This window comes from Aliidiomarina halalkaliphila, assembly GCF_007096385.1.
Lineage (GTDB): Bacteria > Pseudomonadota > Gammaproteobacteria > Enterobacterales > Alteromonadaceae > Aliidiomarina > Aliidiomarina halalkaliphila.
On the sequence record NZ_VJWL01000002.1, the window covers coordinates 277,285 to 301,418 of the forward strand.

Annotated in this window: 18 protein-coding genes; 8 read left to right on the forward strand and 10 right to left on the reverse strand. The window is 47.7% G+C overall.

Annotated features, from left to right (window positions below):
- Positions 1 to 8: 8 nt before the first annotated feature.
- Entirely contained in the window at positions 9 to 2,729 is a 2,721-nt protein-coding gene (locus FM042_RS07860) for an Ig-like domain-containing protein (RefSeq protein WP_143235874.1), read from the reverse strand.
- A 237-nt stretch (positions 2,730 to 2,966) separates the two neighbouring features.
- On the opposite strand from FM042_RS07860, the gene dbpA reads away from it, so the two are divergent.
- Entirely contained in the window at positions 2,967 to 4,346 is a 1,380-nt protein-coding gene (gene dbpA, locus FM042_RS07865) for an ATP-dependent RNA helicase DbpA (protein ID WP_143235875.1), read from the forward strand.
- Here the strand turns inward: dbpA and FM042_RS07870 are convergent.
- From FM042_RS07870 to FM042_RS07895, 6 genes are all read right to left on the reverse strand, one after another.
- Positions 4,343 to 5,779, reverse strand: a complete 1,437-nt coding sequence (locus FM042_RS07870; RefSeq protein ID WP_143235876.1) for an aspartate kinase — start codon at positions 5,777 to 5,779, stop codon at positions 4,343 to 4,345. The two genes, dbpA and FM042_RS07870, sit on opposite strands and share 4 nt — an antisense overlap.
- A 57-nt stretch (positions 5,780 to 5,836) precedes the next feature.
- Positions 5,837 to 6,235 carry an ectoine synthase gene (locus FM042_RS07875; RefSeq protein WP_143235877.1) on the reverse strand — a complete coding sequence of 133 codons (399 nt, stop codon included), beginning with the start codon at positions 6,233 to 6,235 and terminating at the stop codon, positions 5,837 to 5,839.
- A 25-nt stretch (positions 6,236 to 6,260) separates the two neighbouring features.
- Entirely contained in the window at positions 6,261 to 7,541 is a 1,281-nt protein-coding gene (ectB, locus tag FM042_RS07880) for a diaminobutyrate--2-oxoglutarate transaminase (protein WP_143235878.1), read from the reverse strand.
- Positions 7,542 to 7,594: 53 nt separating this feature from the next.
- On the reverse strand, positions 7,595 to 8,107 hold the full coding sequence (gene ectA, locus FM042_RS07885) for a diaminobutyrate acetyltransferase (protein ID WP_143235879.1): 513 nt from the start codon (positions 8,105 to 8,107) through the stop codon (positions 7,595 to 7,597).
- Positions 8,108 to 8,247: 140 nt separating this feature from the next.
- The gene (locus FM042_RS07890; RefSeq protein ID WP_143235880.1) at positions 8,248 to 9,837 is read right to left on the reverse strand and encodes an ABC-F family ATPase; all 1,590 of its coding nucleotides are present in this window, start codon (positions 9,835 to 9,837) and stop codon (positions 8,248 to 8,250) included.
- A gap of 96 nt (positions 9,838 to 9,933) precedes the next feature.
- The gene (locus FM042_RS07895; RefSeq protein WP_143235881.1) at positions 9,934 to 10,872 is read right to left on the reverse strand and encodes an alpha/beta hydrolase; all 939 of its coding nucleotides are present in this window, start codon (positions 10,870 to 10,872) and stop codon (positions 9,934 to 9,936) included.
- Between the two features lie 56 nt (positions 10,873 to 10,928).
- Here FM042_RS07895 and FM042_RS07900 point away from each other — a divergent pair, with 56 nt between their 5' ends.
- The 3 genes from FM042_RS07900 (at position 10,929) to FM042_RS07910 (ending at position 14,877) form a co-directional block, all read left to right on the forward strand.
- Positions 10,929 to 12,050 carry an OprO/OprP family phosphate-selective porin gene (locus tag FM042_RS07900; RefSeq protein ID WP_143235882.1) on the forward strand — a complete coding sequence of 374 codons (1,122 nt, stop codon included), beginning with the start codon at positions 10,929 to 10,931 and terminating at the stop codon, positions 12,048 to 12,050.
- 232 nt (positions 12,051 to 12,282) lie between these two features.
- On the forward strand, positions 12,283 to 14,268 hold the full coding sequence (locus FM042_RS07905; RefSeq protein ID WP_143235883.1) for an acetyl-CoA hydrolase/transferase C-terminal domain-containing protein: 1,986 nt from the start codon (positions 12,283 to 12,285) through the stop codon (positions 14,266 to 14,268).
- A gap of 231 nt (positions 14,269 to 14,499) precedes the next feature.
- Positions 14,500 to 14,877, forward strand: a complete 378-nt coding sequence (locus FM042_RS07910; RefSeq protein WP_143235884.1) for a DUF3192 domain-containing protein — start codon at positions 14,500 to 14,502, stop codon at positions 14,875 to 14,877.
- Positions 14,878 to 14,909: 32 nt separating this feature from the next.
- Here the strand turns inward: FM042_RS07910 and FM042_RS07915 are convergent, their stop codons facing one another.
- On the reverse strand, positions 14,910 to 15,503 hold the full coding sequence (locus FM042_RS07915) for a mobile mystery protein B (protein WP_185960745.1): 594 nt from the start codon (positions 15,501 to 15,503) through the stop codon (positions 14,910 to 14,912).
- Positions 15,500 to 15,967 (reverse strand): mobile mystery protein A, encoded by a 468-nt coding sequence (locus FM042_RS07920; RefSeq protein WP_143235885.1) that lies wholly within the window; start codon positions 15,965 to 15,967, stop codon positions 15,500 to 15,502. The genes FM042_RS07915 and FM042_RS07920 overlap by 4 nt, the downstream gene beginning before the upstream one ends.
- A 343-nt stretch (positions 15,968 to 16,310) precedes the next feature.
- Here FM042_RS07920 and FM042_RS07925 point away from each other — a divergent pair, with 343 nt between their 5' ends.
- A complete protein-coding gene (locus FM042_RS07925) occupies positions 16,311 to 17,366 on the forward strand; it encodes a linear amide C-N hydrolase (RefSeq protein WP_143235886.1) in 1,056 nt (351 codons plus the stop codon).
- 104 nt (positions 17,367 to 17,470) lie between these two features.
- Here the strand turns inward: FM042_RS07925 and FM042_RS07930 are convergent, their stop codons facing one another.
- Positions 17,471 to 18,418: a tetratricopeptide repeat protein gene (locus tag FM042_RS07930; RefSeq protein ID WP_143235887.1), complete on the reverse strand. Its 948-nt coding sequence runs from the start codon at positions 18,416 to 18,418 to the stop codon at positions 17,471 to 17,473.
- 263 nt (positions 18,419 to 18,681) lie between these two features.
- Here FM042_RS07930 and rluF point away from each other — a divergent pair, with 263 nt between their 5' ends.
- The 3 genes from rluF to FM042_RS07945 all read left to right on the forward strand — a co-directional run bounded on the left by rluF (position 18,682) and on the right by FM042_RS07945 (position 24,111).
- Entirely contained in the window at positions 18,682 to 19,470 is a 789-nt protein-coding gene (gene rluF / locus FM042_RS07935) for a 23S rRNA pseudouridine(2604) synthase RluF (protein WP_143235888.1), read from the forward strand.
- A 565-nt stretch (positions 19,471 to 20,035) separates the two neighbouring features.
- On the forward strand, positions 20,036 to 22,090 hold the full coding sequence (locus FM042_RS07940) for a TonB-dependent receptor domain-containing protein (RefSeq protein ID WP_185960746.1): 2,055 nt from the start codon (positions 20,036 to 20,038) through the stop codon (positions 22,088 to 22,090).
- Between the two features lie 479 nt (positions 22,091 to 22,569).
- The gene (locus FM042_RS07945) at positions 22,570 to 24,111 is read left to right on the forward strand and encodes a Fic family protein (protein WP_143235890.1); all 1,542 of its coding nucleotides are present in this window, start codon (positions 22,570 to 22,572) and stop codon (positions 24,109 to 24,111) included.
- Positions 24,112 to 24,134: the final 23 nt, after the last annotated feature.

A 24,134-nucleotide genomic window follows, 5' to 3' on the forward strand; every position in this document is an offset into this window, starting at 1 on the left:
GTTCTCCATTACTCTGCAGGTACATTAATCACGGTGTTTACCATCGTAACTGATGCGGTCAGAGATAGTGCCCGACCATCTAAGGTCACGATATCGACGTTGCCAGCGGTTGAAATACTGACTCCATCCTGAGCAATGATGGTTCCTTTCATATTGCCGCCGCCCCCTGCATTAATGGTGGCTGCACTACCAACTTGCCAGAAGATATTTTTCGCTTGTGCACCGTTTGTTAAAACAACGCTTTGTGGGAAATCAGCACCAGGGCCGCCCACGGTAAGCGTGGTCGCCATCTGGAATACCCATACCGCGTTCTGGTTGCCTTGTGCGTCTAACGTAAGATCGCCACCTTGGATAAGAAATGATCCACTAGGTGCTGTATAAATACCTGGGGTAAGTGTCAAGCTACCAAGATTGTCGTTACCTGGGTTTTGACCACCGGGCATGTTGGCTGGCGATAGTGCAATGAATGCGGCTTCTGCATCGAGGCGCGCCTGAATTGCAATGGCTTCAGTCTCTGCTGTACCATCTTGTGGGCACGCAACTGTTGGAGGCGGTGGAGCAGTGAATATTTTGCCATTCACTTGGCCTTCATTTAGCGTAGTAATGGTGTATTCACAACCTGGCTCAGATACAAATCCTGTAACCAATGTTGACGTCGCAGTGGTTCCTAAATCGCCGTTCACAATGGTAAGTAAACCCTGGTTAGTAACACCAGCGCTACCACCGAACGTTCCAAATGGGGCTGCGGTGCCGAGATCCACAGGCTCCAAACAACTTTCGGTTGGTGCTTCAGTAGTAAAGGTAAATTCATAATCTTCGAGCATTTCGTTGCCCGGAACGATGAGATCTTTCACGCCATCAGGGCCGCCTTTGATGGTGACAAGGTAAGTCACATTCTCTGGAAGCTCTTCCTGAGGGATAAAGGTGATGATGGTGCCTGTATCTTGATCAAGCATGATGGATTCAGCAGTAACGCTATTCGCAGGATTGTCGTTTTCAACCACAATGAACGTCATGTCGTTTACAGTCGTTGGATTAAGGCGAACACCTGAGGGGATTTCGAAAGTGGCATTAATACTTGCACTCGGGCATACGGCCATGAAATCGCCATCGCCTGGGTCAGTAGATAGAACAAAAATGTTATCCGCCGGCACGGCTGCAACGGTGGTGAAAGTCCAAATGTAATCACTAGCACTGGTAACCGGTCCTTGGTTACCTGCTAATTGATTACCGGCAAGGTCAGTTACTTCTTTAAATACTGTTGCCGTGTAGGTTGTACCTTCCTCTAAATTCTCTTCAGGTGTAAACACCGCACTCTTTGAGCCGGATACGTACGACACGGCACCAGCAGGAGACACACAAGGTGTTTCACAGGTGAGCGTGAAAGTTTGGCTATCGATTGTGCTGGCGAGCATGCTCTCGCTAAATACCGCTGTGATGGCAGTATTTGCCGGAACATTTTCCGTGGGGCCATTACTTGAAGTTACCGGTTCCGTAATGGTTACCCGTGGGCGTGTCGTATCCACTAAAGAGCCTGTGGTGAATTGCCAAATGTAATCACTTACAGTTGTCGCATTACCCTGATTGCCGGCAAGTTCGTTACCGTCTAGGTCGGTCACTGAACTATCTACTGTTACGGTGTAGGTCGTGTCCCAGTCTAAATTATCTTCTGGTATAAACACGGCGCTCTTCGATGCCATGTTGTATGAGACAGAGCCTACGGGATTCACACAAGGGGACACACAGGTCACGATAAAGGTGGCGTCGGTAATGGTATCCGCGTCCATTTCTTTCGTAAACTCTGCGGAAATCACCGTGTTAACGACTACATTCGAGGTCGGCTCAGACGACGTTGATGTGGCCGGTACAGTTGAAGACACGCGAGGAAGCGTGGCAACTGGGGCGGCTGCAGTAGTGAAGCTCCAAATGTAATCACTTGCGCTGGTGGCATCGCCTTGATTACCGGCAAGCTCATTGCCAGCCAAGTCGGTGACCGAGCTATGAATAGTAACCGTATAGGTGGTTTCCCAGTCTAAACTTCCTGTCGGTGTAAACTCAGCACGTTTCGATGCCACGTTATACGACACCGAGCCTGTCGGATTCACACAAGGCGTTCCACAAGTTACGGTAAAGCTAGTGTCGGTAAAGGTTTCCGCCGCCATGTCTTTAGTAAACTCGGCAGTAATCAATGTATTGACACTCACATTAGGTGTTGGATCCGATTCCGTGGTTACTGGAACGGTCAAGGTCACCCGTGGAAGCGTGCTGACTAATGCGGCACCGGTAGTGAAGCTCCAAACATAAGGCTGTGCGATCGACAGTCCGTTACTGCGACTGGTCGCGTTAACGATGGTTGCCGTATACACGGTTGAACTGCTTAGTTCTGCTGGATCGGTTACGGTGAATGTCGCCATAGTGTTCGAGGCGTTCATCGTGACGGTTCCGGTTGGGGTGGTACACGGGCTCGCGCACGTTACCGTAAAGTCTGCTGCTGTTAAGGCGTTGACCGGCTCACTAAATTGAGCCGTTATTGTCGGATTGATGACAGTAACATTGGTCGCATTGTTAGCAGGTGCCACTGCTGTGACGGTGGGTGATAAGGCAACATTGCCGTCTGTTCCGAGAATAGGCCCACGCCCATGATCGTTACAGGCAACCAAGAAGGTGCCAACGATTGCCAGCAAAAACCACTTGGGTGTGCTGGACCAATTAAATAATGTAGGACGCATTGTGTATATCCTCTCGATATAGTGATACGGGGTAATATCCAACCCCGTATGTTGTAGAATTCAACATGGCTGTGATTATGAATGGGCGGCTTAAAGCTGTCTGTGCGGTGGCGCACTTATGTTTATATACTCATGGTCAGTTTGATCGTATGGGTGATTCATATCGTCGGGAGGGTCCACACTTGATATACTGGCGTTTTGTGACGCAGGGCGTTTGCCCGCTAAGATGAATAAGTGATGTCTGTGACTGATTTTGCCAATCTGCCGCTGTCGAGCGAGCAGTTAGCCACCCTAAAAACCCTTCAATACAATCAGATGACGCCGGTTCAGGCGCAAAGTTTGCCCGCGATGTTAGCGGGTGATGACGTCATCGCGCAGGCACAGACAGGCTCCGGTAAAACAGCTGCATTTGCTTTAGGTTTACTTGCGCGCCTGAATCCAGCGGATTTTCATGTGCAATCCCTAGTGCTGTGTCCGACCCGAGAACTTGCCGAGCAGGTCGCTGATGAAATCCGTCGGCTGGCACGTAGTCAGGCCAACATCAAAGTGTTAACCCTATGTGGCGGTGTTCCTTCCCGAATTCAAACTCAGTCGCTGCAACATGGCGCTCATGTGATTGTGGGCACGCCAGGACGTATTCTGGATCATCTCACTCAGCAACGAGTTCACTTTTCGCGCTTACAAACATTAGTGCTCGATGAAGCGGATCGCATGTTAGATATGGGCTTTCAGGCGGAGCTCGATCAGATTATCGCGGCTACACCTGCCACCAGACAGACATTACTCTTTAGTGCCACTTTTCCTTCTCAAATTGCGAGCCTTACCGAGCGTTTGATGCGATCGCCGAAGCACGTTGTTGTGGAAGAGAATCCTATTGAGAACAGTATCGAGCAAGTATTTTATGAAGTATCTAGCGATAGCCGCGAAGATGCCGTGATTCAATTGTTACTCGAGCGCCAGCCTGACAATGCCATTTTGTTTTGCAATACCAAGCGTGAGACTCATGCGCTGTTTACAGTTCTCCATAATGTCGGCTTTAGTGTGCAGGCACTGCATGGGGATTTAGAGCAAAGAGATCGGGAACAAACTCTACTGCAGTTTAACAATAAGAGCGTTCGCATACTGGTGGCCACCGATGTGGCTGCGCGGGGTCTCGATATTAAAGCCTTGGATATGGTGATTAACGTATCCATGGCCCACGACACTGACACGCATATCCATCGCGTGGGGCGTACCGGGCGCGCCGGTGAGGTTGGCCTGGCCATCACCTTGGTTACGCCTGCGGACGAATACAAATTCCGCCTCTTGCAAGATACGATGCCAACGCTGGGCCAGCCGCAACAGTTGCCTGAGTCTGCAGCTCAACAGGTGCGTCCTTTACACGCGGAAATGACCACTATCCATATTATGGGTGGGAAAAAAGATAAGTTACGTCCGGGCGACATCGTGGGTGCGCTGACACGGAATAACGTTTTAGATTTTGATAGCGTCGGCAAGATCAGCATACAAAGCATTAATAGCTACGTGGCGATCAAAAAGGACAAAGCCAAACTGGCTTTGTCCTGTTTAAATAACGACAAACTCAAAGGTCGCCGTTTTAAAGCGCGCTTGCTCTAAGCGACTTTATGCTTGCATACTACTTTGCTTGATTCAAAAAAGCGGCGGTGCAGTGCGCGAATGGCGTCTTTGTAACTGTCGTTACTAACAATCACTCGGATATCCACCTGGCGCATTCCCTGCTGGATCGCCAGGATGCTAATATTGTCGTCGGCTAACGCATTACTCACGTCTGCCAATATGCCAGGTACATTCATATCACTGCCAATTACGGAAATAACAGCCACTTTCCGGCTCGATATTTCCGCGTTCACATAGTTATCCTGCAGGCGCTTTTTGAGCTTATTAATACCTTGGAAACCACTACTAATGTAGAGCGTGACAGTATTGGCATTATGTTCCCGGGCCAACAATGACACTTTACAGTCTTGGGCAATCTGCTGGATATTCAAAAAGTGAACTTGCTCGCCGGTCATATCTTGATCAAATACATCAAGGGCGAACACATTGTGTTTCCCCGCCACGATTTCAACACAGGGCTCATCACTCACGTAATCGTTAGTGATTAAGGTCCCGTCATGGTCCGGTTGGAAGGTGTTTTTCACACGCAGAGGAATATTCTTTTTACGCAGACCTTTGGCTGATTTCGGATGGATAGCCTCCATACCAATTAATGACAACTGATCTGCCACGTCATAATTGGTGCGTCCAATAGGGCTGACTTTCTCATCGCCCACCACCTTCGGGTCTGCCGACGACAAATGATATTCCTTATGGATAATGGCTTCTTTTGCTTCGGTGATTTCCGCAATTTTACTAAAGGTAATTTCACTGTAGCCGCGACCATAAGCCCGGAGCATGGATTCCTTGCAATGGGCGTAGCCGGTTACAATCAGCATTTCCTTACTGAAATCATAATCTGCCAGTTCTTTTTTAATTTTGTCATCGATGGAGAGCTTGTCGGTTTCTTGCCACCCGGTGAGATCGACAAAGCGCGCATTCACCCCTTCGTGTTGCATAAGTAGGGCAAGATTAAACGCGCTATTGGCTTCGCCAAGACCTGCAAGCATTTCCCGTACTGTGGATAAATGCTCCTCAAGCTGGAAATGACCACAGGAGCAAATACGCTGGAGATCCAGTAGGCAGTTGCGAATGCCTTCGATGCGATCGTTTACCAGTTGATCCGCATGACGACGCGTATGTTCATTGGGAAATAGCTTCTTATTACGCGCTAACATTTCGTCGGCAACTTCAGTGAGGCGGTCACTCCATTTTGAATCGGAATCATCATTGGCGAACAGGGCGTATACACCGGGCTTGTTAGTGGATTGATCTTCCAGCAAACCGTTTGTTGTGCCCGAATAGGCGGACACAACAAACACACGGTTATACAGAGCATGGGGAGGACGATTCAGATCAATAATATTGTCGCGAACCGCCTCGTAATCGCTCATGGAAGTTCCACCAATTTTTTCGACTGTATGGCCTTGCATGTTGCTTTCCCCTTCTGCTCTGTGAGTGTAACGGTGAATGGTGTTGCAAGCTGTGCGTTAGTCCGTGACTGCTTCAGCCTCCAATGGATAGGCACCATCTTCGCCGTGAATTTCCTTTCCGTTTAGCGGCGGATTGAACACACAAGCCATTTGCAATTCCGACTTCGCTTTTAAAATATGATCATCGTTATTGTTCAACATATACACAGTGCCTGGCTTGATCGGATGCTCGATGCCAGTGGCTTTATCGAGAATAGATCCTTCACCTGAGATGCAATACACGGTTTCTAAGTGATTCTTATAGTGAATCGGAGTTTCCGTATTGGCATAGATGGTCGTGATATGAAACGAATAGCCCATGTTGTCGTCTTTTAACGACATACGAACGCTATTCCAGGTTTCACCATCTACTTTACGTTTCGAATTTCGGCACTCTTCTAGTGTGCGAACAATCATGTACTATCTCCTGTTTTTAATTTAATTAGCTTGCTTTCGCTTGAGCCTGCTTCTTATTCAAAACCTGTTCAAATGCGTCTTCGAGAATATCCAGCCCTTGCTTCAAATCATCCATGGGAATTGTGAGAGGACACAGGCATTTCACGACCTCGCCCCAAGAACCACTGGTTTCAACAATAAGCCCATTTGCGAAGGCATGCTTACAAATCGCCGTGGCGATATCGCCATCGGGTGTACTAATGCCGCGCATCATGCCGCGACCCTTCAGGGTAAGAGGCACATCCATGCGATCAATAATGCGCTGGAAGCGGGTTTCGAGCACCTTGGCTTTCTCATTAATCTCATTACTGAAGGCATCATCTTGCCAGTATTTTTCTAAGGCAACGCGAGCCGTAATGAATGCTAAATTATTGCCGCGGAACGTACCGTTGTGTTCGGCGGGTTCCCAGTTATCCAGCTCGGGACGCAGCAAGGTAATCGCAAACGGTAAGCCGTAGCCGCTTAAGGACTTCGACAAGGTCACAATGTCAGGCTTGATGCCCGCAGGTTCGAAACTAAAGAAGGTACCTGTGCGGCCACAGCCGGCTTGAATGTCGTCGATAATCAGCAGCATGTCGTGCTTACGACAGAGACTCTCTAACTGCTGTAACCAGATCATACGGGCTGCGTTCAAGCCGCCTTCGCCTTGTACCGTTTCCACGATTACACCGGCAGGTACTTCCACGCCGCTACCTGGGTCACTCAACATCTGGTCGAGGAGTTTGAGACCCATAAAGTCATCATTCTCGTCGCCATATTCATCATAGGGGATACGCGTCACATCGGGCAGGGACACCACAGCACCAGAACGCTGGCCTTTGTTACCGGTTACCGCTTGCGATCCCAAGGTACAGCCGTGATAGCCATTGGTGAACGATACAATACCGGTACGTCCCTTTGCTTTGCGGGCAATTTTTAGGGCCACTTCCACCGCATTGGTGCCTGTTGGACCGGTAAACTGGACTTTGTAGTCCATATCGCGCGGACCCATGACAATATCGTTAAAAGCATTTAGGAAATCTTCTTTCGCACCGGTATACATATCTAAGCCGTGGGTAATGCCATCCGACTCAATGTAGTCCAACAAGGGCTGCTTGAAGTGGTCGTTGTTGTGACCGTAATTTAAGGTGCCTGCACCGGCTAAAAAGTCGATGTATGATTGACCATCACGGCTTTGTAAACGAGCATTCTTCGCTGTCGTGAAAACAGTAGGAAATGAACGAGAATAGGAACGCACTTGAGATTCAACTTCCTCAAAAATATTCATTCTTTACTCCGTATCAATTTTAAAAATAATCATAAGAAATAGGCTGGCGCGCGTTATCGCTGCAACGGACCAATGCGATAAAGTTCTTCGCTTTCATGTTGGCCAGCAAAGTGTGCGTGTTTGTCAAAAAACACCTGCACATCTATAGATGCTTGCCAGTCGCTTGCTAAGGATTTGAAAAGCCGTTGTGATGCCGTGTTATCTGGGGTGATTGTCGTTTCCAGCCAGTGCACATCACGAAAGTTGTCCCGTTCAAACAGGGCGGTAATCATGTGTTTGGCCAAGCCGCGACCTCGTGCTTGCTCACCAACCACCACTTGCCACAAAAAATATGTGTCTGGTTGCTCGGGTTTGATATACCCCGAAACAAAGCCAACAACCTGATCGTTCAGTTTCGCTACAATCGCTGTATTAGCGAAATGACTCGTTTGTAATAGGTTGCAATAGAGTGAGTTGGTATCGAGAGGTGGGCTATTTTGGATGAGCAGGTTCACCGCAGAAGCATCTGTGGATTGCGGAACACCTAATTTTATCTTGTCGCTGTCTTCAGTAGGCTCTAACGCCATAGCGCTGACTTATCTCCTCATTTTTTTGAAGCCTATACATACTAGTAAACAGGCAGAGATAAACAAGTCAGCGGTTTGGACTTACTGGAAAGTTAAGTTAACACCATCGCCATGGCCCTTACTTGATAAGGCCTATAGCGTTACGCCTTGTCTAGCTGGCGTAAATAATCATCATAGCTTCCGGCGAAATCTCGGATGCCATCTTCGGTGATTTCGATGATTCGGTTGGCCAATGACGATACAAATTCACGGTCGTGACTGACAAATAGCAAGGTGCCTTTGTAGTCTTCTAAGGCTAAGTTCAGAGACTCGATGGACTCCATATCCAAGTGGTTGGTAGGTTCATCCATCACGAGAATATTCGGTGTTTGTAGAATGAGCTTGCCGAAGATCATGCGCCCTTTTTCGCCACCTGAAAGTATCTTCACCGGCTTTTTGATGTCGTCTTGGGAAAATAGCATACGGCCTAACACACCACGCACATTTTGCTCGTCGTGGTGAGGTTGCATCCATTGGCTCATCCACTCAAACACCGTGATGTTTTGCTCAAACATATTGCCGTGATCTTGAGGGCAGTAACCGATGTTGGCATTTTCAGACCACTTGAAGCGACCGTGATCGACTTTGTATTGACCCATAAGGCATTTAAGTAGGGTGGTTTTTCCAATACCGTTGGCACCGATGATCGCGACTTTTTCGCCCACTTCGATATGGGTGGAGACTTGATCAAGAATTGTCAGCTCACCAAAGGATTTACTCAGCTTGTCGATTTCCAATGCCTGACGATAGAGCTTCTTGTGTTGCTCAAAGCGAATATAGGGGCTCATACGGCTCGAGGCTTTTACTTCATCGAGCTTAATCTTTTCAATCTGACGAGCGCGCGACGTGGCTTGTTTTGCTTTTGATGCGTTGGCAGAAAACCGGCTCACAAAGCTTTGCAGCTCGGCGATTTTATCTTTCTTTTTGGCGTTGTCTTGTAGCAACTGCTCGCGGGCCTGAGTTGACGCAAACATATAGTCGTCATAGTTTCCAGGATACAAACGCAGTTCGCCGTAATCGATGTCGGCCATGTGCGTGCACACGCTATTTAAAAAGTGGCGATCGTGAGAAATAATGATCATGGTACTTTGGCGCTCTGCAAGAATATTCTCAAGCCAGCGAATGGTGTTGATATCCAAGTTATTGGTCGGTTCGTCCAATAACATAATATCCGGATCCGAAAATAACACCTGCGCCAAGAGCACGCGGATTTTTAATCCAGGGGCCAGCGCCGACATGGGCTGAAAATGTTGCTCGATGGGAATGCCCAAAGCGGTAAGCAGTTCTTGCGCGCGCGGCTCGGCGGTATACCCGTCTAACTCACCAAATTCAACTTCCAGATCGCCTACGCGCATGCCGTCTTCTTCGGTCATCTCGCCGCTGTAAATCCGGTCGCGTTCTTCCTTAATAGCCCATAGCGTTTCATGACCCATAATCACCGTATCCACAACGGTGAAGGCTTCATAGGCAAACTGATCTTGGCGCAGTTTACCTACACGCAAACCCGGTGCCACCGACACATTGCCGGCAGAGGGTTCTTGATCACCACTTAAAATACGCATAAAGGTGGATTTGCCGCACCCATTCGCGCCAATCAGGCCATAACGATTACCTTGGCCGAACTTGACAGAGATATTTTCGAAGAGAGGTTTTGCACCAAATTGCATGGTGATGTTTGCAGCTGAAATCACTAAATAGGTACTCAAAAATTAGACAGGCGAATGAAGGTGCGCAATCTACGCGATTTAGGCCGATCATTCAATGCGCGGGGACATATTGGTGAGGATTTATGGCGTTTTCACCCTTCCTTGTAACAAAAACTCAATAATGAGCGCTTGCCGTTGGTTGTGATATCGCGTTGAATCCATAAATGGATGATCAAACTGCTCTCCATGATAGGTGTGAGCACCAACTTCCTCAGCTTTCTGTCTCAGTGGGCCAGTCATGCCGTCGTTGAGCACGCGGTCGCGACCACCGGTAATCACCAAAAACTTGTTTGCGTTGTTTGCAGTGAGATGGTTTGTGGGGTCGAATCGTTCTGGACAGCCGTGATCAGAGAGCCGAGAAGGGCTCGCATCGATCACTGCACGGGTAAAATCCTGATGCTCGCTGAGTGCATTGAGAATAACCAGACCACCTAACGAAGTGCCATACAGCAATCCTTCTGAATAGTCGTCTGCCAGATGCGCGATCAGCTCTTGATAATCTTTCACGATGGCTTGAATGCGTCGACGTCCTTCGGAGTCTGCATAACCTCGGTAATCAAACACATAAGCATTGAAACCTGCCGCAGCGTAGGGCGCAAGGGTGGCGATCATCTGATCGCTCACCATGGCATTGCCCATGGCCATGAGCACATACCCTTGGGGCTCAACTCGCTCGTAACTGTCATTGTGAGCATGGTATCGATAGCCGCGGAGGGTTTTCCCATCACCAGTAACAAACTCTGCTTCGTCGACGAGCACGTTTGCAGTGACTTGAGCAGGATTGCGACTCGGAGCCTGAGAACTCCAAATACTGAAATAAAGGCGTTCTTTAATAAACCCACAGACAGTACGTTCGCGATTATCGGAAAACGCAGGGGCAGGGAATACCAAGAGAACAACTAAAAGTAACGTAGAAATAGAGTTCATGTTTGTTAGTGTAGACCAAAAGGCGGTTTGAAATGGCTCACTGTCGATTGCAATTGTCACGATAACGTCATAATTAATTCGCAGAATTGTCATGCAATGCACGTCTAATAGCTTTCCGTAACTCTCACTCAACCTGTTATGGAACTGTTATGACTACTACACTAAAAATCTCAGCGGTTGCAGCATTGATCGCACTGGCATGTGCTTCTGGAGTTGCAGAAGCAAAAAGCGTCGAAGTTAGAGGTCGTATGCACTTAGATACGGCAACGTATGATTCAGATGTGACTGAGTTGGGCAACGCAACGGCTTTGCGTCGTACTCGCCTAGGTATGTCTGGCAAGTTAGACGACACTTGGTCATTCCAAATTGAATATGATTTTGCTGAAAATGGCACCAGCGCTAACGATGTGTACCTACGCCGACCGCTGGGCGAAGGTACCTTGACCATCGGTCAGGTAAAAGTACCTATGGGCTTGAATGAATTAACAAGCTCAAATGCTATTACCTTTATGGAGCGGGCCTCGAACAGTAATATTACTGCAGATAGCCGCCGTATCGGTATTCATTACGCACAATCAATAGATAACCTGTTGTTCCAATCCATGCTTTATACCCGTGGTATTGGGGGCGAGCGTCCTTCAGGTGCGAACTCAGGTAGTGATGCACCTATGGGTATCGCGGGACGTTTAGTGTTTACTCCGTCGGTTGGCGAAAATCAGTTGCTGCACTTAGGTGTATCAGTTGCTGCCGAAGACCGAGGTGATTTTAACGCACTGCGTTACCGTGATCGCCCAGAAGTGCGTCCGGCTGATATTCGTTTAATCGATACTGGCACCATTGCTGATGTGGATTCCACGTTGAAATTCGGTTTAGAAGCGGCCTACCAATCAGGCCCGTTCTCAATTGAAGCAGAATACCTTGCGAACAACGTAAACCGTGATGGCAATCCAGACGTTACATTTGACGGATTCCACATTCAAACGAGCTATGTGTTGACCGGTGAAAAACGTGGTTACCGCGGTGGTAACTTCCGTGGTATTTCTCCAAATGGCAAAGGCGCTTGGGAAGTGGCAGCACGTTATAGCCAAACGAATTTGTCAGATGGCCTGATCGTGGGTGGTGAGCAAAGTAATATCACGCTTGGCTTAAACTACTATGCAAGCAGCAATGTACGTTTTATGGCGAACGTTATCTTCGCGGATATCAAAGATGGTATCAACGGTGATGAGAAGCCAACAGCATTTGCGCTGCGGGCACAGTTTGCGTTCTAAGCTCGGTTCCAAAACTATTTGAAAAACGGAGGCAGCAGCCTCCGTTTTTTTATGCCCGCATAGCAACTTTATGTCGGATAAAGAAAAATCCCCAGGCAGTTCTCATCGAAGTGAGATGCATTGACTATAATCTGTGTGGATAGGCATGTGTTAACGCACCAGATTAGTTTTGAATAGTCGCGCTATGCCGACGCTCAGTAACCGGAAATCGATAAAGCCTTGGAGTCGCATCATGTCGCAGGAACCGCCGAAAAGAACGTCAGAAAGTCATGTGTGTGTCGATCAGGTGATTCAAAAAGTGGGCAAGAAAATTACCTTGGGTCTCCCGCTTGGCTTGGGAAAGCCGATTCATTTTATCAACGCGTTATACCAACGAGCGAAAGACGATCCGGAAATCGACCTGCATATTGTTACTGCGTTGTCGTTGGTCGCGCCAAAGCCTAAACCAGGCCTTGAAGCGCGCTTTATGGGCCCGTTCATTGAGCGGATCTATGGTGATATTCCTGAGCTTGAATACGCTCGTGATGTTCTTAATCACCAGTTGCCCGACAATGTGAAGGTGTCGGAGTTCTTTTTTCAGGCGGGGAACTATCTCAATCACAAAGAGCAACAGCAGCGCTATATTTGCACTAATTATACCCACGCACTGCGCGATTTACTTGCCCTTGATATCAATGTAGTCGCACAAATCGTGGCGCCGGATACTGATCCAGCACACCCTGATCAGGTCAGTTTAAGTTGTAATCCTGACTTGTCCTTGGATTTATTTACCGAATTACGGGCCGCTGAAACAGATACCAAGCCCGTGGCTCTGGTCGCTGAGTGCAATCGTAATCTGCCCTTCTTTGGCAATGACGCTGCGCTGCCCACGTCTACATTTGATGTGATTTTTGACACAGAAAGTACCGACTATCCGTTATTTTCGGTACCACAAGCACCGATTAATGCGACAGATCATCTGATTGGTTTTTACGCCAGTACCCTACTCAAAGATGGTGGCACTCTGCAGGTCGGTATTGGCTCATTGGGCTCTGCATTGATTTATAGCACCTGTTTACGTCATCAGAACAACTCTGCTTGGCAGTCGCTATATCACCACCTTCAGGTGGCTGAGCGCTTCCCAGTTGCGAAGAAGTATGGAGGCATCGCACCCTTTACGAAGGGATTATATGGGTGTAGCGAAATGATGGTAGATGGCTTTATCTATTTGTTTGAAGCCGGAGTTTTAAGTCGCAAGGTGTATCCCGATGCGGAGTTACAGCAGCAGATAAACGATGGTATCCCGCTCCCAGAATCCATTAATGACTCTCGCTTAGCGCAAGGAGTGGTGATGCATGGTGGCTTTTACTTAGGGCCGCGTAATTTTTACCAGAAGCTGGCACAGCTCACACCGGAGCAACGCAAGTTAATTAATATGACCAGCGTTAACTTTATCAATGACCTCAATGATCATCGCTTTGGTGATCAACGGTTGAAGGCGGCCCAGCGCGTATCGAGTCGCTTTATTAACTCGGCAATGCAATGCACCCTGGATGGGGCGGCAGTGTCGGATGGGCTCGAAGATGGACGTGTGCTCAGTGGTGTCGGTGGGCAATATAATTTTGTGGCTATGGCCCATGAGTTAAAAGGAGCCCGCTCTATTTTAACCCTTCGTAGTACTCGCACCGCAAACGGTAAAACAAATTCAAATATTGTATTTTCGTATGGGCACTGCACTATTCCTCGTCATTTGCGTGACATTGTCATTACGGAGTATGGCATCGCGGACTTGCGCGGAAAATCAGATGAGAATGTGTATTTAGCTCTGATTCGCATTGCTGATTCTCGCTTCCAAGCCGATCTATTAAAGCAGGCAAAGAAAGCGGGGAAGGTAGATGCGAACTTTGAAATGCCGGCGGACTGGCAACACAATACGCCGGCTGCCGTAGCCCAAACACTGCGTGAGTTTCAGCAACAAGACCTGTTCCCGCCGTTTCCTTTTGGTTGCGAGTTCAGCGATGAAGAGCTGCGTATTGGTAAAGGGTTAAAACAGCTGAAGGCCGACACCGCGACACCATTGGGGAAAGCAAAAACCTTGATCCAGGCCTTTCTCTTTGGATCGGCAGGTCATAAGTACGCCTCGCTCCTAGAGCGCATGCAGCTGGAAAAAACGCCAGATTTCAAAACATGGCTCGACCGTCGGTTACTCGTATGGGGACTCAAAAAAGCCGACGCCTAAAGCAACGACACATTTCGCCATTCAGTTAGCATTTCTCGCCGATCTATTTAGCGAAATTGGCGAAGCTTTCGTTTCATGGGTAATCCATATTTAACCCTTCCCCTATAACTCATTGAATTTATTATTTAAAATAAATGGCACGCTAATTGCTTCTTACTGATTGAAGAATGCATTATGTGTTCCCTTAGCTATGTTCGCGTTACCTAACGCAATGAATTATTGGAGTAGTGAATGAAAAAAATCATGTTATTAAGCGCCGGGCTTCTGTCGGTAAGCCTTTTGTCTGGTTGTGTTGTGGTCGTCGATGGTGACAAGCGAGTGAAACGGGAATCTGCGTCTTTCGAAGTGCGCGAAGAGAAAAATCGTGCCGCTATTTCGCAATTAAATATTGGGACATCACCGAGTGCGGTACTGATGAAAATGGGCACCCCTGACTTTGATGAGCGTCTTTCTCGTGATGGTGTGGAATATCGTGTGCTGTATTACCGTACACAGCGCGTCACCGCCGATGGCATGACCACAAAAGACGAATGCACACCCTTAGTATTCGCCAATGGCGAGCTGCTCGGATGGGGGCAAAGTAAGCTTGATGCTATTGAGCGTAGCTAATAACCCATCCGCGCTGTCGGACTGATGAGAACTCATTTAGCTCGTTCAACAAATTTGAGTAGCAGCGTGAAATCATTGCAATCAGCGGCGCGAAGGGCGGTTATATATTCCTTGCGTCGTTGATTGTCGTATTCAAGATCATAGCCACTGGCCCATGGAATAGGTGGTAGCTTATACACATCCTCGAGTAATATATCGGTTGCGATGCGCGCATGGCGGCCATTGCCATTGGGGAAAAGATGAATCTGAACTAAGCGGTGATGAAAGCGGGCAGCAATATCGAGGGGTGGGTAAACACTATGGGCAATCCAATATTGAATGTTATCAAGTAATATCCTGAGCTGGACTGATATTTGTTGTGGATCTATACCGATGGTTTTCTCTGTTCTTCGATACGCGCCTGCCCACGTCCAAACATCACCAAAGAGCCGTTTATGCAGGGTTCGGATGAAATGATCATCAAAAACAGAGCCGCCACGTCGTCGCGACACCCAGCGCAGGCCTTGTTCAATATTCGCCTGCTCTAGTTCGTTTAATTCAGCACGCGTTGTTATATGCTGAAATTTCAGTCCTTGTGTTTCATTAGGATCGAGCGGCGTTGCTCCATCGGGCTCTTTAAATATCACTTAGGCTCCCAAAAGTCAGCGGGCATCTCACGGATGAGATCCTCTGTAAGTGCATCAATCCGGCGTTTTGTTTGAGATTGGGAAAGTGATTGCTGCTCTAGCGCCATATGAGCATTTGCACGTTGGACCAACAATTCTGCTGCCCGATGGGCTTGTGATCGAACTACATCCTCCACATGACCGTGTTCTGGGATAATGGCATAGACAAACCGTCCGCCCATGGCCTCGGCAAGCTTTTGCATCTGATTAATCGTAATTGCTCCATCGCGTTCATTGCGTTCGGCTTGATAGATCGCGTTACGGCTGACGCCAACGCGTTTCGCTACCTGAGCTCCCGACATGCCGAGTGCTTTACGCATAACCGAAAGCCACCCTTCAGGTGGTTTTTTCAATGTGTTTAGCTGATCTGCAGAACGATTTACGATCTGCACATATTGTCTATTCGCAGCAATTTTTACGCTCATTGCACATCACCTAATATTCATATATTTAATTAATGTAAATTAAACAATATGCATCTATTGTTAATCTGTCAATTATATAATATGCAGTTAGCAATTTTTGAATATCACTTTAATCCTAATACTTCTCACAGGGATGGTGGTTTTTTTCAGCCATTACGCTATATATCGAGATATCTAAGGATCGCTCCGGTAATGGCGACTGGTTGCTACTCACTGCGCAATGCGAACCCAAAATGGCCAAAGCTCCGTATTCTAACGAACAAGGCTGCTAATACGGCGCAGCGAGTACTTGGATGATTTTTCGAGACCTGTACGTATCGACTCCGACAGTGAGGCCAATATCATGATAAAAAAGTTAGTCACAACCGTTTTTACCGCGAGTCTTGTCGTCTATATCGCAACGCCCACACCCGCCGAAGCCTGCACCCGCTTGGTGTATTTAGGCCCAGATAACACTGTGCTTACGGGTCGAAGTATGGACTTCTCGATCGATATTCCGGCCAATTTATGGATCTTCCCTCGGGGTATGGAGCGACAAGGTGAAGTGGGTCCTAACTCGATTACATGGCGCTCGAAATATGGCAGTGTTGCTGCAAGTTCGTGGGATATAGCTACTCCTGATGGCATGAATGAAAAGGGTCTGGTGGCTAATCTACTGTGGTTGGTCGCCTCTGAGTATCCAGACTTTGAGAAAGACGGCGATCAACCTGGCTTGACCATATCAGCTTGGGCGCAGTATGCGCTTGATAACTTTGCCACGGTCGCGGAGGCTGTGGATTTTTTTGCGGAAGAGTCCTTTGCCATTGTGTCAGATTTCATTCCCGGCACTGATAAATTCACTACGGTACACTTGTCGTTATCGGATGCCACTGGTGACAGTGCTATTTTTGAATATATTGGCGGTAAGCTAAAGATTCATCATAGCCGTGACTATCAAGTGATGACCAACGATCCTCCATTTGGTGAGCAACTCGCGATTAAGAGTTATTGGGATACCGTGCCAGGGCAGGCGTTTTTGCCTGGTACTGGTAAGGCCGCCGATCGTTTCGTGCGAGCGTCGTACTACTTAAATATGATCCCACAAACGAGTGACCCGAGAATCGCGGCGGCGAGTGTTTTTAGTGTGGTTCGTAATGTTTCCGTGCCCTATGGCATAGGTACGCCAGAACAGCCGCACCTATCGAATACCCGCTGGAGGGTGGTATCTGACCAACGCAATTTGGTGTATTACTTCGAGAACGTACTCACTCCAAATACGGTATGGGTCGACTTCAATAATGTCGATTTTAGTGAAGGAGCCCCGGTGAAAAAGTTAGAACTGGCAGGCGGTGAGATTTATGCGGGGGAATCCAGCGGTTATTTTGCTGAAGCAGAACCGTTCCGATTTCAAGGATTATGATTTGAAGTTCTCGGGCTGCAGAAAGTACATTCAGCGCCCGAGAGTTTTTATCGTGTTGTAGGATGCATCGCTATGTGCGCCAATGAGTGAAACGGGTGAGTTACTTATACATTTAAACGTTCCAGTAATTCCTTTAGATCGCTGTCGTCAGATGAGAGTCGTTTGGCTTTCGCAAAGTGGCTCTGGGCGTTTTCTTGATCGTCCAGTTGCTGATAGATTGCGCCCAAGCGCGCGTGCACAAAGCCTTCGCGTATATTCATGGGGATGCGATCTTCTTCAATCAACGCGAGCAATCGCTTCTTTCCTTCCTCAAGGGCTATACCCGATTCTGCGGCCATTTTTCCCCACTGATAATCCACTTGGGAGCGCTGGTCGGCAGTCACCTGGTCCGGGTTCGCTTCAATTAGCGTATCGACAATTTTTAATTGCTCGTACACGCGGCTGCGATCGTCTTCATTGTTGCGGATAAGAACATAGTTCATCCGTGCACCAATGAGCTCTGGGTAGGCTTCGAACCAGCGTTCAAAAGCAGCTTCCACTTCGTCGTGTTCTGCCTCTTTACCCATAAGTAAGGTGACATGTAATGGGTATTGCCAGCTACTGTTGAGCTCTGCGAGTTGCTTATGAATCGCCGTGGCTTTTTCCTTATCGCCACCCACTATGCCGGGTGCGGCGGCGTAATACATAGCAAGGCTAAATAGGGATACTTGGTGCTCAGGGTCAATCTCTACCGCCCGCTCCCAACTTCGGCGCATCCCGCGAGCAATAAATGGCATGCGTACCATCGACGCATCGTTTAATTTCAGCATGCTGATTTGCCCTTCAAGAAAATGAAAATCTGCCGTATCGCGATGCGTACGCCGCATATCCTTTAAGGCTCGCTCAGCCGTTTTCACATCGGCCGCTTCAATGGCATCGTACACCTCATGAAAGGCTTCGTTGATCCCCGAGCGAATATCCTGGGCGTGGGCAGGTACAGCGATAAACATCGCCAATGCGATGAATGCGGAAAATAACCAACAATTCCTTGTGAACCCAGTGGCGTGATGCATGTGTTGTTGTCCTTGTTTCGGGATGTTTATGAATGATTTATCAATTATTTCGCCTATAGACATTACTTTATGCCATTTTGTTGCGGTGTGCAGAACGATATATCCATCACAACACAGGTGTTTGAGCGTCTCGAAGGCGAAACCTGTAGGCATATGATTCAGCATATTCGATATTCTACGGAAAACATCGCTGATATTTTCATTGGCTTTCGCCGCTTCAGAAATAGATAATAACTGTGTTATTTCATCTGCACCGAGGAACTATGCAAGCACGGGACACGGTACGACTGAATAAATTCATCAGCGAAAGTGGGATTTGTTCGCGCCGAGAAGCCGATAAATTTATCGAGCAGGGCCAGGTGACCTTAAATGGTCGTCCTGCGGTGATGGGCGACAAAGTGAAAGACGGTGATGAAGTACGTTTGAATGGGCGCATCATTGCTGCTCAAGATAAAGAGAGCTTTGTTTTCATCGTGTTAAATAAGCCCGTGGGAGTGGTGTCTACCACAGACTCGGCAGAGCGCAATAACATTACTAACTTCGTGGGCCATAAAGAACGTATCTTCCCCATCGGGCGGCTAGATAAAGACTCCCAAGGTCTGATTATGTTGACCAGCAACGGCGACTTGGTGAACAAGATATTACGGGCCGGTAATCAACATGAAAAAGAATATGTAGTCACCGTCGATAAGCCCATTAACGCAGATTTTATTCGTGGTATGTCGAACGGGGTGCCGATCCTAGGAACTCGCACCAAACGCTGCAAGGTGACGAAGTTGTCTACATTTGTGTTTAAAATCATCTTGGTGGAAGGCATGAACCGACAAATCCGCCGGATGTGCGAACACTTCGATTATCAAGTGCGCAAGTTGGAGCGTACGCGCATTATGAATATCCGATTGGATAAATTACCCGTAGGCAAATGGCGCGATCTCACTCAAGATGAGCTCGATACGCTGATGAACTCCATTAAACATTCCAGCGGATTAGCCCCAGAAGGGCATCGCAGCCGTCGGCCGAAACCGCGCTTCGCAAAGAAGCAGGTTCAATAAAAAAGCTCAGCAAATTCTGCTGAGCCCTGTATGGCGTAAAGAAACTACGCTTTTTTGCTAGGCGCTTGCTGAGGCTTTTTCTGATCGTGCTGACCAGGTTGAGCTTGCTGCTTCTGAGCTGGCTTGCTCGGCGCGTTTGAGCCTTGATTTTTTTGACTATCCATAACGTTATCTCCTAGGAGCGTTGTTAAGTGCCACTCAATTGTGACCCTTGCTCCGATTATGAAGATACGCATCGTGGTCGTATGTGCGCTACACCACCCTGACTCCTAACTCGTTATTTTTATAGTGAATTGCTTGCGTTTAGCACCTGCGCGGGCGAGAGTCTTGGTTTTTTGTAAGCAGTGGTCAATTCAACATAAAAAGGTGTAAAAACCACTAAATACTCGTGAACCCTATCATTACCACCTCAAGAAATATCTCCTACCGCGTTGATTTATATTGAATTATTCACTTGGCACGCTAATTGCTTCATATAGATTTTGAATCAGCATTGATTCACCACTGCAGGGTTTTGTACCGAAGACATTCGTACAAATTGAGAAAAACTATGAAGAGTCCGTTTATGAATTTGAAATCTTTTACCACCTTAGGCTGCGCTTTGGCAGTATCTTTCTTTTCGGTACCAGCACTTGCTGATGATACCGACTCGCAGATTAATGATGGGCGGCGCATTTATATTGCCGCAGACTTTGAACGCTATGCACCGCGCACCGCGCTAGAGATGCTGCAGCAGGTTCCGGGTTTTGTGATTCGTGAGCAGATTCAGGAACGTGGCCTAGGGCAGGCGACGGGCAACGTTCTGATCAATGGTCAGCGGATGTCAGGGAAGAGCAATGAAGTTATCGGGGAACTCGGTCGTATTCCTGTTAAAAACGTGGTCCGCATTGAAATTGTTGATGCTTCGACACTTGATGTGTCCGGTTTGTCGGGGCAAGTGGCTAATGTGATTGTTAAGGCTGAGCGGATTAATGGCGCTTACGCATGGCGACCTGAATTTCGTCCGTACAATACGGACCCTCGCCTTTCAAATTTCGAAGTATCAGCAGGAGGCCATACAGGACGCGTCGAGTATTCCCTTGGTTTAGATAACCATTCCGGTCATGGTGGAGCCGACGGACCGACTGTTGTGCGTAATGCACAAGGTGATGTGATTGAATATCGTGACGATCAGTGGAAATCACGCTTTAACCAACCTCGCCTAAGTGGCCGCTTTGTGATCAATGACCTTGGCGATTCCGTGGCTAATATTAATGTACTTTATCGCCAGATTTTTGAGCATTTTTCTGAAGATGGAACGAGAAGTGGTCCAGAAATGGTGGATCGCCGACGCGAACTGCGCGGTGACGCTGACGGTTATAATTACGAGCTGGGCGCTGACTACGAGTTTCCGTGGGGACCGGGTCGACTGAAACTGATTGGTCTTACGCGCGCCATGCATGTTGAATCGTCCAACCAGGTGCATATGTTTTATGCCGACGACCGACCTGTTACAGGTAATCGCTTTGATCGAACAAGTGACGAAAGTGAACACATCGCACGAGCTGAATATCGCCTCGTTCGAGACGGCGGTGAGTGGCAGTTCTCATCGGAAGCGGCATTCAATCAACTCGATAGCACGGCTAGCCTTTTCCAATTACAAGATGGCCAATTTCAGCCTGTGCAACTGGCAGGAGCCACCGCCGTTGTAGAAGAAAAACGCATGGAAATCATGGCCGGTTACAACCGCCATCTCCGAGATAATTTAACCCTTCAGGTGAATGCGGGAGGTGAGTATTCCCGCTTGGAGCAGGTCGGTGCTGATGGCATGACGCGTCACTTCCGACGGCCTAAAGGCTCAGTAAGCCTCGCTTGGCAGTTGTCTTCTGACACCGACGCGAATATCCGATTGCAACGTCGTGTCGGTCAGCTCAACTTCTTTGACTTTCTGTCGAGTGTCAATCTTAATGACAATGTTAGAAATTCGGCAAACCCCAATTTGAGACCACCGCAGTTGTGGGAGTTAGAGAGTGAACTATCCACTAAAATTGGTGAGATGGGAACAACGACGCTGCGAGCCTACGTGCATCGCATTGATGATATCGTTGATATCATTCCTATTGGCGACGACGGTGAATCACCGGGTAATATCGACCATGCTTGGCGCTACGGTGTGGAATGGAAAAACACATTTGAGCTTGCTTCACTGGGCTGGGAAGGGGGTCGTGTCGATACCCGTTTTATATGGCAGGATAGCCGAGTGGAGGATCCCCTAACTGGTGAAACACGACCAATTAGTCGTAGCTTGGAAAATCTTGCCAGCATCGTGCTCAGAAGCGATCCTCCTGGAAGTGATTGGGGGTGGGGCATGAATGCGTCCTATGTGTATGAAGCGCGGAACGTGCGATTAACAGAGCAAGGACGGTTCTGGGAAGGGCCCGTGTGGGCGAGCGCATACTTAGAGCATCGCGGTGTGTTTGGACACACGGTGCGCGCAACACTCGGCAACCTGCTAGGCGCACGCAGTATGTGGGATCGCACTGTCTATGAAGGCCGCAGAACGGATCCTATCGCTTTTGTCGAAGAGCGCGACCGCCGCATTGGGCCGATATTCACCTTATCGATACAAGGCACGTTTTGATGGTAGGGATCGAGGTTCGCCACGCCGGAGGATTGATTTGCGCTAAGGGCTTCCGAAGAAGCCCTTAGCGCAAGGGTCGAGAGTTAATCAGTCTTAGGCTGTTTTTGCTTTTTTTCTCGACGTTTCTCTTTTAACGTTTTTTGTGCAGGGTTTTTCGCCTTTTTTTACTCATGAATTCACCTTTTACATCAATTAGTGTGACCTTTGGTCACGGAATGGGGGAGAGGTCAATTAAACATTTCCCGCTTTGGGGGCCGATTCTAGCTCTGTGAATTGAGAAAAAACTGCGGACCCGAATCGTTTAAAATAATCAAAAATCACCAGAATGGCCATTTCCTAATCGTTTTTCACTTAAAGTAAACCTTTTTCACAACTCACTGTAGCAATAGCTGTAGATCTTATCTTGTAATCATTATGCACAGCGATTAATCTAATATAACTGTTTTTCATGCTCAGTAATTGTTTTTCATGGTGGTGATATGGTGCTCGGTAGGCAAGTGAAGTTTTTTGATGAGGAAGCTTTCCCAGAGCCCGAAGCTGCTTTGGTGGGGTACGCCTGGCTTATCACCGAGTATCGCCTTTCTGTTCCAGCACCCGATGAAATATATGCCATCATCCCAGCTAAAAATGCAAAACGCAGCAAGGGGAGATGGCGATTATTGGGCAGCCGCTACAAGCCTGACGCACATTGGTTTGCGCAACTAACCTTTGCTTTAAAATATGAAGGCGTCGACTTAGCGATTATCCGAAGCTTGTTTATTGCCTTAGGTGAACAAGATGTTACGAGTTCAATTTTAACTGAACCGACGGGTGCGTATAGTCGCAGAATCTGGTTTCTTTATGAATGGCTTATCGGCCAAGTCTTGCCAATTGAAGATGCGACTTCTGGGAACTATGTTGATGCACTTAACGAGGCGTTACAATTTGGCTGTAGGCCAAGAAAAATTGCGCGCCAACGGATAAATAATAATCTACCAGGGGTGAGTGGATTCTGTCCTTTGATAAAAAAGACAGACGCAATTGTCCAGTACATAGAAGCACAATTAAGCGAAAAGGCGATCCGTAGCATAGGAGGCGTTCACAGTGACTTGCTAGCAAGAGCAGCAGCCTTCTTATTATTATCCGATTCGAAAGCGTCATATTCTATCGAAGGTGAGCGACCGCCGAGAAACCGTATTGAGCGATGGGGCAAGATTATCGGGCAAGCAGGTCAGAAAGATTTAACCATTGATGAAATAGAACGACTACAGGAAATCGTGATTCCCGATAATCGATTTATTGTACCAGGCATTCGCGTTACGGGAGGCTTTGTTGGTGAGCATGATAGGGTAACCAACTTACCAATTCCGGAGCACATATCTGCGAAGCCGGAAGATTTGAATGAGTTATTATCGTCTTACTTAGATGCTTATCATGTTATGAAAGTGTCCGAGTTTCATCCAGTTCTAATGGCGACTGTTATCGCTTTTTCGTTTGTTTTTATCCACCCGTTGGAGGATGGAAATGGTCGAATCCATCGATACTTAATGCACCATGTTTTGTCCGCAAGTGGCTTCACGCCAAAAGGTGTTATTTTTCCTGTCTCCGCCGTTATTCTTAAAAAAATAGGGGAATATAAGAGCGTTTTAGAGTCTTTTACTAAGCCTCGATTAAGGTATATCGAATGGGAGCCAACAGGAGAAGGAAATGTTCACGTCACTAACGATACGATTGATTTGTACCGGTATGGTGATATGACTCGCCAGGCGGAATTCCTATTTGCGTGTGTGAAAGACACGGTAGAGCAGGTCCTTCCAGAAGAAGTGAGGTACCTTAAAAGGTATGATGAAGTATGGGAATATTTAAATAATCGATTTGATATGCCTCATAAAGATATGAGCCTGCTGTTGAATTTTTTAACGCAAGGTAAGGGTAGGTTGTCACAAAGGGCTAAAGGAAAGGAATTTGCGGGACTGACCGATGAGGAAGTAGCGGAGATCGAGAGCAAATACCATGAGGTCTTTTTTAGTGATGCATTGTAAACAAAGGTTAGTCGAATTGGTCG

Coding starts and splice junctions, on each gene's coding strand:
- FM042_RS07860 (WP_143235874.1), bottom strand. CDS start 2,729: ATGCGTCCTACATTATTTAATTGGTCCAGCACACCCAAGTGGTTTTTG.
- dbpA (WP_143235875.1), top strand. CDS start 2,967: ATGTCTGTGACTGATTTTGCCAATCTGCCGCTGTCGAGCGAGCAGTTA.
- FM042_RS07870 (WP_143235876.1), bottom strand. CDS start 5,779: ATGCAAGGCCATACAGTCGAAAAAATTGGTGGAACTTCCATGAGCGAT.
- FM042_RS07875 (WP_143235877.1), bottom strand. CDS start 6,235: ATGATTGTTCGCACACTAGAAGAGTGCCGAAATTCGAAACGTAAAGTA.
- ectB (WP_143235878.1), bottom strand. CDS start 7,541: ATGAATATTTTTGAGGAAGTTGAATCTCAAGTGCGTTCCTATTCTCGT.
- ectA (WP_143235879.1), bottom strand. CDS start 8,107: ATGGCGTTAGAGCCTACTGAAGACAGCGACAAGATAAAATTAGGTGTT.
- FM042_RS07895 (WP_143235881.1), bottom strand. CDS start 10,872: ATGACAATTCTGCGAATTAATTATGACGTTATCGTGACAATTGCAATC.
- FM042_RS07900 (WP_143235882.1), top strand. CDS start 10,929: ATGACTACTACACTAAAAATCTCAGCGGTTGCAGCATTGATCGCACTG.
- FM042_RS07905 (WP_143235883.1), top strand. CDS start 12,283: ATGTCGCAGGAACCGCCGAAAAGAACGTCAGAAAGTCATGTGTGTGTC.
- FM042_RS07910 (WP_143235884.1), top strand. CDS start 14,500: ATGAAAAAAATCATGTTATTAAGCGCCGGGCTTCTGTCGGTAAGCCTT.
- FM042_RS07920 (WP_143235885.1), bottom strand. CDS start 15,967: ATGAGCGTAAAAATTGCTGCGAATAGACAATATGTGCAGATCGTAAAT.
- FM042_RS07925 (WP_143235886.1), top strand. CDS start 16,311: ATGATAAAAAAGTTAGTCACAACCGTTTTTACCGCGAGTCTTGTCGTC.
- FM042_RS07930 (WP_143235887.1), bottom strand. CDS start 18,418: ATGCATCACGCCACTGGGTTCACAAGGAATTGTTGGTTATTTTCCGCA.
- rluF (WP_143235888.1), top strand. CDS start 18,682: ATGCAAGCACGGGACACGGTACGACTGAATAAATTCATCAGCGAAAGT.
- FM042_RS07940 (WP_185960746.1), top strand. CDS start 20,036: ATGAATTTGAAATCTTTTACCACCTTAGGCTGCGCTTTGGCAGTATCT.
- FM042_RS07945 (WP_143235890.1), top strand. CDS start 22,570: ATGGTGCTCGGTAGGCAAGTGAAGTTTTTTGATGAGGAAGCTTTCCCA.